We start from the raw sequence: 12,546 nt of genomic DNA, 5'->3' as shown, positions 1-12,546 counted from the left end.
CCTTTCATGTGCGCAGCTGTGCACTCCACACACTGTGACATCTCACGTGAAGGTCGCCAGTCAACATTGACCAGCTTAACGTTATTAGTGTAACACTAATACCAGGTGGAGAAAAGATCTATTCTAAAGGCAGTCTATCCAGCATAATCTGCAAATGGTATAACTGTACACGATAGGTACGGAGGAGCCTCGTTGGGAGGCTGGATATGTAATTTGTTGAGAGGAATGCGCATGTTATTTCAAGATAAAAACGTGGTAATTACTGGCGCTGGTCGTGGGATCGGGAAGCGGTTGGCGCTAGGCTTTGCCGAACAGGGGGCGACCGTATTGGTGCATTATGCCCATGCCAGGCAAGGGCAGAAGAAGTGGTGAGACAGATTGAAGAGCTGGGAGGAAAGGCCTTCTTGCTCCAGGCAGATCTACGTCAGCCAGCTGAAGTGGCGCAACTGGTACAGAGTGCCCAGCAACTGCTGGGTCCGATTGATGTCTGGATTAACAATGCAGGTGCCAGTGCCAATAGCGCAGAAACCAGGGGAATGACAGAGATAGAAGTGTTTGAACGCATCGTTGGGGTAGATATTATGGGGACCTGGCGCTGTTGTCGCGAGGTGCAGCCGTATATGCGTGAGGGCGGATCCATTCTGACCACTGGTTGGGATCGAGCACTGGACGGGGCTCCAGGATTGCCTAATCAAATGTATGCTATCAGTAAAGGAGCGATCATGTCATTAACCCGCTGTCTGGCCACAGAATTTGCCCCCCGTGTACGGATCAATTGTATTGCCCCTGGCCGTATTGAGAATGAATGGTCGCAGACGTTATCCGACGCAACGCGGGAACAGGCCATCCTGGATATTCCAATGAAACGCTGGGGGACCGCTGATGATATTCTTCGGACCGCACTTTTTTTGGCCTCACCAGCAGCCTCATTTATGACGGGCCAGGTTCTTCTTATTAACGGTGGTGAGATCATGCGCTAAGGCCGCCTGAAACTCAAGGGTGACTTTGACAAATTTTTTAATTTGCACATAGGTTAGCAAACTGTCTATTTGGAAAAAGAAGAAACGTGCTATGTAACAGAAATGGCAAATTTCCAATGCAGGTAAACAGACTGGATGAAAAACCTACTGGCGAAGCGTGGCCGATTATCCAATAGAGGAATATATATCGCCTGGAAATCCCTTCTCTATAAAGTTAGCATAGATGAGAGGATAGTTCTCTGGCGTCGGGAGGTTGCTGGCTTAGGATCTTCAATGGTCGTAGCAGCTGGCATGGTCTATGTATATTCAGTGCAATCTGAAAGCATGGTCTATGCGTTCCAGGCCAGCACTGGAAATCTGGTCTGGTCTGCGCCACTTGTTCCGCATACGTTTCATGCCGGCATGCAGACTAATGAACCGGTCGCAATGAGCATGGTGGACAGAATCTTGTATGTGTTGTCCTGTACTGGAGACATTTATGCATTGGATGGCTCGAGTGGAACCAGGTTATGGAGCTGTGAAACGCTAGCTTTAAGTGAGATCCACCTGGGTACAATCAATCTGACTATCAGGCAAGATACTGTCTATTATACCGACCAGCATCAATTGATGGCCAAAGATATTCAGCGTTCTCGACAGCGCTGGCTAACCACTATCTCCCCGGAGCAAATATTCTTAACCCACTCGTTATCTGATACCCTGTTATTTGCCAGTGCTGATTTAGATCCCGAGGGCAGTTATATCTATGCTTTTTCAGCCGAAAGCGGTCAGCAACTCTGGCAATCGGAACTATTACCTGATCCCATTTTTAGCGCACCTATCTATGCCGATGATCTGGTCTTTTGTATTGGTGGAACGACTATCTATGCCCTGGATGTGGTCAGTGGGACATTGCGCTGGGAACAATTTGTTGGTAATACCAATGACCTTGTTGCTCATATCGAAAATGAGCATTTGTATCTTTGTCTATGTGGCGCATATCAGCAAGATATCTATGCTGCTGATATGCAACCTGTGCGAACAAAGGGAGCCTTGCTGGCCCTGAATTGTACCAATGGCTTAGTATCCTGGTTCCGTAATATAACTATCTGCCCATCGATGTTTCACGTGAAACATGGCGTCATATATGTGGGTCAGGCTGATGGCAAAAGACTCTATGCATTTGATGCTTATGATGGGACGACCCTCTGGCTATTGGACCAGGTTATAGACACGACAGATATAGACGCGGCGTTACTGCCAGGTTTTGGATCCTCTCTGATTGTGGTTCCCAGCTAAGACATCTGTATAGAGATAGCTAGCGCCGTTTAAGGAAGTGCTCTAGTTTGAGCAGTGCCTCTGGCATATTTTTGCGCCCAAAGCCAATGCGAAAATTATTGCCGGGATGATCATAGACCGTTCCTGGTAAGAGCATAACTCCTTCCTGCTGCACCAGATTCTGGGCAAAATCGGCGATGGATTGCCGCGTATGAAGATGAGGGAAAGCAATACTGCCGGCCTGTGGACGTTGCCAGGAAAAGATATCCGACCATTCTGCGAAGAAACGATCTAGCAGCGCAAGATTGGGTTGAATAATCGCCAGGCTGCGCGCAAGCACTTGAGCCTGGGCTCGCAAAGCAATCAGTGCCAGAATCTCACTGGGCGCACTATTACAAATTGAAAGATAATCTTTAAAGGCCGCCACGCGTTTTAGCAGATCAACATCCCGGGTCGCCAGCCAGCCGAGGCGCAATCCGGCCAGGGCAAACGACTTGGACATCACGCCGAGCGAGATCATCTTGTTTCCTAGATCTGCGGCTCCTGGTAAATGTTGCTCAGGCTGATACTCCAGGAAGCGATAGGATTCATCCGAAAACAGATAAGCATTTGCCTCATTGGCAATGGCTACGATCTCATCAAGAGTGTGCCTGTCCAGATGTGCTCCAGTTGGATTGTGAGGAAAATTGATAACTATCAGGCGAGTATTGGGACGCAGGGCTTTGCGTAACGCAGACGGTTCCAATTGCCAGCCCTGATCTTCTTGCAGTTGGAGTAATGAGACATCAGCTCCAATTGTCTGGGCCACAGTATAGAGAGATTGATAGCCAGGCCAGGTCACAATGGCATGATCATCTTTGCGTAGCGTAACATTCATCAAGGCGAATATGGCTTCTTCTCCACCGGCAAAAGTCAGAATATTTTCAGGCTGTATTTGTTGATAGAGGCTAGCAATCTGCTGTCGAAGTAATGGATGGCCTGCGCTTTCAGTATATCCCAGCAATAAATTTTGCCAGAGCTCTCTACATTCTTCGTCGGCCAATGCCAGCAACTCATTCATCTGATAGCCATCGACGTCAGAACTTGATAGCATATAAGGAGCGACGAATTCCCACTGAGCGAAATAGCGTTCCAATTTAAAATCAGGAATGTGCATTCTTTTTCCTATTCATCTTCTTTTAGCCAGACGCGTAGCGGTCCGAGTGGCGTAAAACCAATGTGCACTGCCAGCTCAAGGCTTTCATCCTGTTCATAGCCGACGATAGGAAGCCCAGGATAGCAGGTAGCAATCATATCGAGCAAGCCTGACCAATATTGTTCTGCCTCCTGTTCCGGAGTAAAAACGTTAGAGATGCCAACGATTCCCGTCGTCCTATTGGCAATCGCCCCTGCTACGATCTGATCCTCTTTATAGGCCGCCATCATGCAAACATCAGCATCGTGCAAAAGCGGAGCAAGGAAAATATGGTTATGAGATAGTTCCGTTTGAGACCACGCTTCCTCCCAGCGGAGCAATTCCTTCTCCTCACCGATTTTTTTCCATTGGAGGGTTGTAGATGGCTGTTCAACAGTCCCCATTGGCGCCGGATGGAAAATCCACTGCGCTTCAAAGAGCGAATAAAATCCGAACGGTACAAGATCCAGATCCGCGAAGCTATCCTTCACGGAAATGGTGTAATCATGCTTTTCCGTGAGAAATGTTGCCAGGGGCTCCTGATCAAGATTAAGATTGGTAGCAGGAGAAAGCGTTATCAAATTGGGATAATAGGTAGGTGCTTGTCGGTTAGTGATCCAGAAGTTCTCGTAGAACTCTGTAGAGATATGATGCGAGCGACAGACAGTATCACACCATACTGCATTATTGTCTACTGCTAGATGTAGATATTTTGTATTCATTACTTTTCCAATCTCTATTCATAGAAATTAGTGCCAGCTTCTATATTAACATCTCGTCCAATGTGAATGTCGATGCATGATGTTTCACGTGAAACGTTCAATTTTATTGTTGAAATTTGGCTGGAAAGTGAATGTATGATGTTTCACGTGAAACATCAGTTTTGGTGGTAACCAGCTCAATCCGTCTGGATGCGGCCTTATGCTCGATCCACATTATTTTAAGGCGAGGGTGAGAAGAGAACGTACCAAGAACACGACATGTAGGTGCGCCCCTCGCGGGCGCTTGCTTGTTCCCATCTCGACCATGTACCAGAAAAGCGATTGAGCGTGAGTTGATGAGATGTATACTTATTCTTTCTTTTTCGAGCGGAAGGGAAGGAAGCGCCCGCGCAATGCCGTTTAGATACGAAGAATTTGAGCTCAGGACCATGGGATGGGAGCCTGCCTCCTTTTACCCTCCCGTATGAAAAATCGACAAGAAATACGATACTCATAGGTTCGGATCTTGTACCCGATTGTCGCTCCGGTAGGGCGACCCGGTATCCTTACCACGCGGTCGCTTGTCTCTGGTTCCTCGGCCCATGCGGTGCCCAAACACCGACTATGCTTTTAGGCACCGCGTAGAGGGATGTGTCGGCGATAAAGCGACCGCGTGTGAGGATACCGGGCCCCCTAGTGGGGCAAGCGACCGCTGAGGGTCGCACCTACGGGTATCGTTGTTCTTGTGGCATGTTCGAGTGGGATGAAATATCTGGAAAGCTTTGCATTGCAATGCCTCCACTTGCTGTCTGCTAGCGAATTTGTTACACTGTGATGAGACATTAAAGCGAACAGCATATGTAGGATGGAAAGAGGTAAGTATATGCGAGCCGTTGATGATAGCAGGCCCAAATATGCTGCCATTATGCGCGTGTTAATGACCTGGAAACAATTGCCAGAGAGCGACGTTTCACGTATGTTACATAGTTATTTCCTTACGACTGACGATTTTCGCGAGATGGAAGATCAAGGGTATATCACGATGGCCTTTAGTGGTGACGAATACTTGATCACCCCCACCTTGTTAGGCCGTCTCTGGCTAGAGCAATACGAAACGGGAGAAGCTAGCAATGGCATATGATCATGATGATGAAGTGTTACCTTATACGACTATTGGCACCGATGACGCAAAACGCATGATTGAATCAGGTGTACGTATTGTAGATGTGCGTATGCCAGATGAATGGAACTATGGACATATCGCCGAGGCGACGCTGGTTCCCATTCAGGGTGTTTATTCGTTTGGAAAAGCGTTGCAAGAGCAGAATTTACCTCTGGATGAAGAGGTTATTTTTGTATGTGCAGCAGGTCAGCGTAGTGCAATGGCTTCAGAAATTGCTTCATTGTTGGGGTTCAAAAAAGTCTACAATCTGGCGCGCGGCATGAATGGCTGGGCCAATCGTGGTTATCCGCTAGAGCGCTAAGCGCGCTGATAAAGGATATGAAGTAGTGATATATCGCTCTAATTCTATAGATAAGAAATTGTTACTTCATTAACCAGGTCTTCTCACTGGAGGAGACCGTTTTCTTGTACGTAGACTCAGAGTGATACATAGTTAGATAAACCATTGTATTTTGAGAGGAGAAACGGATATGCCCTTATTGGAAGGTAAAAAGGCTCTTATTTTTGGCGTTGCAAACCACCGTTCTATCGCCTGGGCGATCGCACAATCTCTGGCACGTGAAGGTGCTCAACTCGTACTGACATATCAGGAGCGCATGGAAAAATATGTCCGTGACCTGGCGGCCAAAATTCCTGGCACCGAGGTTATCCCTTGTGATGTGCAGAATGATGCTGACCTGGATAGTGCGTTTGCGAAAGCCGGCGAATTACTCAATGGCCGCCTGGACATTCTGGTCCATTGTGTAGCTTTTGCGCCAGCCAGCGAGCTGGAAAATCCTTTCTTACAGACGACTCGCGAAGGTTTTCATACCGCCCTGGATATCAGCGCCTACTCATTGGTGGCGATGGCTAAGCGCGCCGAGCCTCTAATGAAAGAACATGGTGGTAGTGTGTTGGCCCTGACCTATATGGCCAGTGAGCGTGTGATGCCAAAATACAATGTCATGGCCGTAGCTAAAGCTGCCCTGGAATGCAGTGTCCGTTACCTGGCTTATGAAATGGGTGAGCATAACATTCGCGTCAACGCCATCTCTGCAGGTCCATTGAATACACTGGCCGCCCGTGGCGTATCTGGTCTCACTGGTTTCCGTGAGCAAGTCGCCCACGTTTCACCTCTGCGCCGCAATATCGAGCAGAGCGAAGTTGGCGATACCGCCCTCTTCTTGAGCAGTGATCTATCCCGTGCCATCACAGGTGAGATCATGTTTGTTGATGCTGGCTACAATATCATGGGCGCCTAATCCTAAAAAAACGCTGGTGGGTATCTATTATGGATACCCACTTTTTTATGGCTGTTAAATGGTCCCTCCTGTGCTGGCATTGTAGAACTATTTAAAGAAGAGTGAGGTTAGCAGCGATGAGTGAGTATAAGCAAGTTATTGCCACCCTGCGTCAGTCGTACAATCGCGAGAAGGCGGAGCAGCGCAATCGAGAAGCGAAATCGCCATGGAAAATCACGGAACGCCAGCATTTTCTTGAACTTTTGCAGCAAGAGAAAAAGGTTTCTCTATTGGAGATCGGAGCAGGTACAGGTGTGGATAGTCTATTTTTCCGTGAACATGGCCTGCGGGTTGTCAGCACAGACCTTTCTCCTGATATGGTTGATCTGTGTCGTGAGAAAGGTCTGGATGCCCATGTGATGGATTTTCTGAATCTGGATTTTCCGGCTCACTCCTTTGATGCCATCTATGCCTTAAATTGTTTGCTGCATGTTCCAACTTCAGATCTCCCGCTGGTCTTTCAAAAGTTGCGGGATCTCCTACGTCCAGGTGGACTTTTCTTCCTGGGAGTCTATGGTGGCTTTGAGGAGGAGGGTATATATGAGGATGATCAGCATCAACCCCCACGTTTCTTTTCTCATCATACAGATGATTTTATGCGACAGGCGACCGCCCCATATTTTGATCTCGTATCTTTTAAGGCCATTCCAGTGCGGCCTCAGTACTGGCATTTTCAGTCTATAATATTGCGTGCCAGAGTATAGATAACCGGGCACGCAATATTGTAGACTGAAAATACTGAGGGCCAATAGCGAAAATCAGCTAAAATTCGCCATTGGTTCTCAGGAGGCGTTTCACAGAATGTTTCACGCAGATGTTTCACGTGAAACATAACGAATGGCTCTATCCGATTGTATTTTCTTTAGCGTCTTCCATGAAGAGCCACCGAACAAAATAACAGGATCTGGCGAGGTCTAGTGGAACTAATCCTCCAAGGATGAAATAATATTTGTATTAGTGGTGTTATGAGTATATGGCACTGGCGGTAGTGAACATTTTAATGCCACTAACGATAGTGAACATCGAAAGGAAACGTATAGAATGACAATCAAAAACAAACAGGTCTTACTCGCTAATCGTCCCCATGGTTGGGTACAGGAGAGCGATTTCAATATTGTGGAGACAGATGTGCCCGCCTTAAAGGATGGGGAGGTGCTGGTAAAGAATTTATACCTGTCGCTCGATCCTTATATGCGCGGACGCATGAATGAAGGAAAATCCTATGCCGCAAGTTCACAGCTCAATGAAGTAATGGTTGGTGGTACCGTGGGTGTGGTGGTGGAGTCAAAAAATCCTAACTTCCAGGTTGATGACACTGTACTGGGTTACTTTGGTTGGCAGAACTATGGTGTCTCTGACGGCAAAGGCTTGAATAAAGTTTCTGTTTCGTCACAGATTCCCGCATCGGCTTATCTGGGTGTGATGGGTATGCCAGGCTTGACGGCCTGGGTTGGCCTGATCAGCATTGGTCAACCAAAGGCCGGTGAAACGGTCGTCGTATCCGCAGCTTCGGGTGCAGTCGGTAGCGTGGTGGGTCAGCTGGCCAAGGCACACGGATGCCATGTAGTTGGTATCGCTGGCGGCAAAGCAAAATGCGATTATGTCGTCAACGAGTTAGGTTTTGATGCCTGTGTCGATTATAAAGCCGGACATCTGGTTGAGGATCTGACAACTGCTACGCCGAATGGGATCGATGTGTATTTCGAGAACGTCGGCGGCGAAATTCTTGAGGCCGTGTTGGACCGTTTGAATGCTCACGCACGCATTCCACTGTGCGGCTTTGTCTCGCAATATAATGAGACCACCCCACATTCAGTCCGTAACTTTGGCGCGCTCTTGATCAATCGCGTAAAGCTACAGGGCTTTATTGTTGGTGAGCATGCCGAGCTCTTCCCACAGGCAATGCAGGAGCTAGGACAACTGGTTGCCAGCGGCAAATTGAAATATCGCGAAACCGTAGCCGAGGGTCTGGACAATGCGCCCAGAGCTTTCATCGGTATGCTGAAAGGTGAGAACCTGGGTAAGCAGCTGGTTAAACTGGCATAATAACCCATTCTCTACAAAAAGGATCAGCAAACGCCACAAAAGAAACGGCAGGTCTGTTAGAGTTTTCTAGCAGCCTGCCGTTTCTTTTGTATTACTGTTAGATATCGCTGGGAGCAGGCTCTCCACAGATACTACAAAAGCGTGCGTTGGGACGATTCATATGGCCACAGGGCCAGGCTTTAAGGGATAAGGTATTTGGTCCAACGGGTATTGAAGACTGTGCTCCATTCTTAGGAGGAGTTACCACTGGAACTGGTCTTGTACCCCTGGCCGGATCTGGTTGACCTTTATCCGCAGAGGAAATAGCCGTCGCTGTAGACTGCTGTTGGGGCTGAGCTCCCCGTACTTTTTTCTGTCCAGACTTTGGACGCTGACGCAGCGCAGCCATAAAGAGCAGTCCCACCAGCAGGATCAGCACCAGGACCGCTCCCACCGTCAGAGCAATTGCCTGCCAGGTCACAGCTGTTTTGGTGCTAGTATGAACTGGACCAGTGGTTGGCTGTTTGGCTGGTATCACTCCATGTTCATTCTTCGCCTGTAGCTGAGCATAATTCTGAAACGGCTGAATTGCTTTGAAGGTTGGATAGCTACTTTGCAGGGTTGCAAATTCCTGTTGAGATTGGCTCCAATGTCCATTCGCATTAGCCGCATAGGTATTAAAAGCCTGGTTCCATTGTGTTTGTTGCTTGCCAGCTTTTGTATCCAGTTTGAGGGCCTTGAGCATATTTTGAGCACTGCTACTGGCCTGTAGAAAGCTTGTACCATTTTGACCACCAGTAGTATTGACGGTACCAAAACTAACGATACCAACAATATTGCCCTGATTATCTAACGCCGGGCCACCACTATCTCCCTGTTCTACATTGCCACCGACCTGGATCAACGGGGCACCGCTATCACTGGCCTTTAGAGAGCTGACATAAATTTGATTTAGCGAGGAAGTCAATAAACTATCTGGCGCCTTGCTAACATCAGCGTTACCAGGAAAACCAATAATCGTCAGTTTATCTTGTGGGTTCACATTGGTAGAATCTCCCAGTGGAACGCTCAGAGTATCGGTCAGTGGTACATGAATAATGGCTGTATCTTCCTGATCGGAAGGACTCTCCTTCTCGATATGATCCACATTTACACCGATACCTGCTGGAAGGCTTTTAAAATCGGGTGCGTTAGTCAGACCTGTATAAGCTGTACTCAAGAATACAGAGCTACTAGGAGACCGAAACGTTGGCGTAGATTTTAATTGTCCGCTGCTCAGTTGTTGTATGACCTGATCACTGGTAACCTGATTTGAACCTTTCTGATTCGTATTCATATAAGTAGCAATATCCTGAGCAGCTTTGGAGTAGAGAGCCGAGGTCAGTTCCTGATTTTTAGGAGGACTGACAACATGGTCGGCGGTCAGGATATCACCTTGCGAGGTTATGAATGTACCTGTACCCGATAAATCTATTTCATAGGTACCATTATTCTGTTGAGGAAAGGTCACATCTGTTGAAGGTGGAAAATGAACCGATAATTGTCCAGGGATGGCTGTAATGATGCGCACAACGGCCGGCTGTGCAATATCCACCGCTCGGACAGTTGGATCGGAGACAGTTCCGCCAGGCATACTATCCGCGTATACATGCTGACTACCAGCGCAAAAGGCACATAGTATCCCTACTACTAGCAGCAGATAGTACATGGGACGACTATTAATGAACGAGACATTTTTCTGATGCATATGCTTGTATTCCATCCCTATATTTAGAGATCGCATTTGTTTTGGTGGCGCATTATCTCTCTACAGCAAAATTACGTTTTGAGTGTAACAGGGTTGCACTACGCGATTTTTTTTCGCTCGCTGACTAACAGGCCATAAAGATGAAGGTCCACGTAATGATCATAGAGCCATTCAGCCTGTCGGCTGATACCCTCATGGGTGAAACCGAGGCGTTGGGGTATCGCGCAACTGCGAGCATTTCCAGTAGCACAACGAATCTCGATCTTATTTAGCTTCAAATCATCAAACGCATGGTCAATCAGAGCCTTACACGCCTTTGTCATAAGACCGTGGCCCTGGAATTGGGGTCCCAGCCAGTAACCAATTTCCACTTTACGGTTGGCCCAGTCTATAGGGTGATAACTAATCGTACCCGCAACAGTACCTTTATAGTAGATGGCACAAGCCACACTCTGATGCTCTTGATATTGGGCCGTGACCGTGCGAATATAGGCCAGTTCATCGGCTATAGACTGGGTATAATCGATCCACGGTAGCCATTGGCGCAAATATGGACGATTGTTATCTATCAATTGGAAGATAGCCTGGGCGTCACTTTCCGCAATTAATTTTAGCTCGGTCGTGGAATCGATCTTCTTGTAAAAACTTTTTTTTGCCGCCATAATATATGTCCTTTGGTCTATGCTGGTGTGATTGGAGTATATAGAGAATGAACGTGGATGTTTATCATTATGTTATCACGCTACAGGTTATTGTGGACAGATAATATTAGTTTTTCCTGAGTTTTTGACAGAGTTGCCCTTTTTAGAAACTTTACTATAGTGGAGATGCGTATTCAATAGTAGGACTCGAATCTAATTTTCAAATTTATCTAATAATATACAAAAGGGAGCTTAATCATGAAAGCTGGAAAAACATTTTCTTTCATGTTCCTCTGCATGGTTGCCCTCGCTTTATTGGTAAGCGCATGTAGCCAGACAACCACAGGAACTGGAAGCACTAACAAGCCCAGTGACCTCACTCCTCAGCAAGTATTGCAGAAGAGTGCGGATGCTATGAAAAAATTGAAGTCATCTCATATTGAAGTAAAATCTGATACAAGCCTCCAGGCCGTTGAAGCCAAATCTAGTACTAATAGCAAAACTCCATCTGCCACAAATCTAAATGTTTCAACAACTGGATCTGGAGACGAGCAGGGTGCCGACCAGCAGCAACTCGCTGTGACCGTTAACTCTGCCCAGCAGACCACAAAGCTTGCTGAGGTAGTAAGTGGTAGCAAAGTATATATTCAGAACAATCTGGGAAAATGGTATGTACTGGATAAGCAGCAGCTTGCCGGTTCAAACACCAATATGTTCTCAGGTGTAACTGTTGATCAGAATAGCCTGTTGGGCCTGGTACAGAACGTCAAACTGGTAGATCATGGAGATGAGAACCTGGCTGGCTCCAGCCTGCGTCACCTGACTGCTTCGTTAGATAAGAATGCTCTCCAACAGGTACTTACTCAGAGTCCTCAGTTGAAGGGCTCATTGGGTCAGCAAAATATCGATACCATCTTAAAGTCAGCCAAGCAGTTCAATGCTGTTGTTGATGTATGGATCGATGAAAACAAATTTTATATTCATCGCACACAATTGCAATTGGATATTCTGGCAGACACCAGCGCAGCTGGAAATGGCGCTCCTGCAGCAGCCAAAAGCTCTGTAAAGACCGTTGTTGATCTGAGCAAGTTTGACCAGCCGGTTACGATTAAAGTTCCTACCAATGCAACACCAACTACCAATCCTGCAACCGTCTTCGGACTGTCCCAGTAGTTGGACTCAGCTTATCAAGTATGTCTGAAGTGAGTCGGATGGTAGTGAATCTACAATAATAGCCACTAGCTTCTACATAAAAAGGGCGCGATACTTTCTTTGAGTATCGCGCCCTTTTTTTATAAGGTTCCCCATTTTTTGAGGTGGTTAGATCTCACCTCAATGCAATTTTTTAATTCTTTATCCTTTTGGTCTAGAAATGCTTGACAATGTTTATTCTCTATGGCATAATCATCGAGCTGTCAAAAAAGCGACAATCACCTGATCTCTTGTAGAGCGGGCGCACCTGTCCTTTTGCATCAGTTGTGCCACGTTAAAGTGGCCCCTCTGGGAGGATCAATTCTCCCCTGAAATTCCCAACAGATAGTTGTGTGAAGGGCATTTT

The 12,546-nt window shown here is 47.0% G+C and carries 11 protein-coding genes and 1 pseudogene; 8 read left to right on the top strand and 4 right to left on the bottom strand.

Annotation, left to right across the window (positions count from 1 at the left end):
* The first annotated feature begins 225 nt into the window (after positions 1-225).
* A pseudogene (locus tag EL645_RS12055) lies at positions 226-980 on the top strand (SDR family NAD(P)-dependent oxidoreductase).
* Between the two features lie 135 nt (positions 981-1,115).
* Positions 1,116-2,258: an outer membrane protein assembly factor BamB family protein gene (locus tag EL645_RS12050; protein WP_126550298.1), complete on the top strand. Its 1,143-nt coding sequence runs from the start codon at positions 1,116-1,118 to the stop codon at positions 2,256-2,258.
* Positions 2,259-2,277: 19 nt separating this feature from the next.
* Here EL645_RS12050 and EL645_RS12045 read toward each other — a convergent pair whose 3' ends face one another.
* Both EL645_RS12045 and EL645_RS12040 read right to left on the bottom strand, forming a co-directional pair.
* Positions 2,278-3,393: an aminotransferase class I/II-fold pyridoxal phosphate-dependent enzyme gene (locus EL645_RS12045; RefSeq protein ID WP_126550296.1), complete on the bottom strand. Its 1,116-nt coding sequence runs from the start codon at positions 3,391-3,393 to the stop codon at positions 2,278-2,280.
* Positions 3,394-3,401: 8 nt separating this feature from the next.
* Entirely contained in the window at positions 3,402-4,133 is a 732-nt protein-coding gene (locus tag EL645_RS12040; protein WP_126550295.1) for a hypothetical protein, read from the bottom strand.
* An 862-nt stretch (positions 4,134-4,995) separates the two neighbouring features.
* Between EL645_RS12040 and EL645_RS12035 the strand changes: the two genes are divergently transcribed.
* From EL645_RS12035 to curA, 5 genes are all read left to right on the top strand, one after another.
* Positions 4,996-5,253, top strand: a complete 258-nt coding sequence (locus tag EL645_RS12035) for a hypothetical protein (RefSeq protein ID WP_126550293.1) — start codon at positions 4,996-4,998, stop codon at positions 5,251-5,253.
* A complete protein-coding gene (locus tag EL645_RS12030) occupies positions 5,243-5,596 on the top strand; it encodes a rhodanese-like domain-containing protein (protein WP_126550291.1) in 354 nt (117 codons plus the stop codon). Before EL645_RS12035 ends, EL645_RS12030 begins: the two co-directional genes overlap by 11 nt.
* A gap of 169 nt (positions 5,597-5,765) precedes the next feature.
* Positions 5,766-6,536, top strand: coding sequence for an enoyl-ACP reductase FabI (locus EL645_RS12025; protein ID WP_126550290.1), 771 nt, complete (start codon positions 5,766-5,768; stop codon positions 6,534-6,536).
* A gap of 116 nt (positions 6,537-6,652) precedes the next feature.
* A complete protein-coding gene (locus EL645_RS12020) occupies positions 6,653-7,279 on the top strand; it encodes a class I SAM-dependent methyltransferase (protein ID WP_126550288.1) in 627 nt (208 codons plus the stop codon).
* A 337-nt stretch (positions 7,280-7,616) separates the two neighbouring features.
* Entirely contained in the window at positions 7,617-8,621 is a 1,005-nt protein-coding gene (gene curA, locus EL645_RS12015; RefSeq protein ID WP_126550286.1) for an NADPH-dependent curcumin/dihydrocurcumin reductase, read from the top strand.
* Positions 8,622-8,718: 97 nt separating this feature from the next.
* Here curA and EL645_RS12010 read toward each other — a convergent pair whose 3' ends face one another.
* Complete coding sequence (locus tag EL645_RS12010; RefSeq protein ID WP_161977321.1) at positions 8,719-10,347, bottom strand: trypsin-like peptidase domain-containing protein; 1,629 nt, start codon at positions 10,345-10,347, stop codon at positions 8,719-8,721.
* A gap of 98 nt (positions 10,348-10,445) precedes the next feature.
* Positions 10,446-11,009, bottom strand: a complete 564-nt coding sequence (locus tag EL645_RS12005; protein WP_126550283.1) for a GNAT family N-acetyltransferase — start codon at positions 11,007-11,009, stop codon at positions 10,446-10,448.
* Between the two features lie 237 nt (positions 11,010-11,246).
* Here EL645_RS12005 and EL645_RS12000 point away from each other — a divergent pair, with 237 nt between their 5' ends.
* On the top strand, positions 11,247-12,161 hold the full coding sequence (locus tag EL645_RS12000; RefSeq protein ID WP_126550282.1) for a DUF6612 family protein: 915 nt from the start codon (positions 11,247-11,249) through the stop codon (positions 12,159-12,161).
* Positions 12,162-12,546 lie beyond the last annotated feature (385 nt).

Origin of the sequence: Dictyobacter kobayashii, assembly GCF_003967555.1 — a bacterium.
In the GTDB taxonomy this organism is placed as follows: domain Bacteria; phylum Chloroflexota; class Ktedonobacteria; order Ktedonobacterales; family Ktedonobacteraceae; genus Dictyobacter; species Dictyobacter kobayashii.
Note: the sequence above shows the minus strand (reverse complement) of the source record. Positions and strands in the feature narration are given on the sequence as shown.

Bases quoted from the DNA above. Each gene is read 5' to 3' on its own strand.
- EL645_RS12050 (WP_126550298.1), top strand. From the start codon at position 1,116: ATGAAAAACCTACTGGCGAAGCGTGGCCGATTATCCAATAGAGGAATA.
- EL645_RS12045 (WP_126550296.1), bottom strand. From the start codon at position 3,393: ATGCACATTCCTGATTTTAAATTGGAACGCTATTTCGCTCAGTGGGAA.
- EL645_RS12040 (WP_126550295.1), bottom strand. From the start codon at position 4,133: ATGAATACAAAATATCTACATCTAGCAGTAGACAATAATGCAGTATGG.
- EL645_RS12035 (WP_126550293.1), top strand. From the start codon at position 4,996: ATGCGAGCCGTTGATGATAGCAGGCCCAAATATGCTGCCATTATGCGC.
- EL645_RS12030 (WP_126550291.1), top strand. From the start codon at position 5,243: ATGGCATATGATCATGATGATGAAGTGTTACCTTATACGACTATTGGC.
- EL645_RS12025 (WP_126550290.1), top strand. From the start codon at position 5,766: ATGCCCTTATTGGAAGGTAAAAAGGCTCTTATTTTTGGCGTTGCAAAC.
- EL645_RS12020 (WP_126550288.1), top strand. From the start codon at position 6,653: ATGAGTGAGTATAAGCAAGTTATTGCCACCCTGCGTCAGTCGTACAAT.
- curA (WP_126550286.1), top strand. From the start codon at position 7,617: ATGACAATCAAAAACAAACAGGTCTTACTCGCTAATCGTCCCCATGGT.
- EL645_RS12010 (WP_161977321.1), bottom strand. From the start codon at position 10,347: ATGCATCAGAAAAATGTCTCGTTCATTAATAGTCGTCCCATGTACTAT.
- EL645_RS12005 (WP_126550283.1), bottom strand. From the start codon at position 11,009: ATGGCGGCAAAAAAAAGTTTTTACAAGAAGATCGATTCCACGACCGAG.
- EL645_RS12000 (WP_126550282.1), top strand. From the start codon at position 11,247: ATGAAAGCTGGAAAAACATTTTCTTTCATGTTCCTCTGCATGGTTGCC.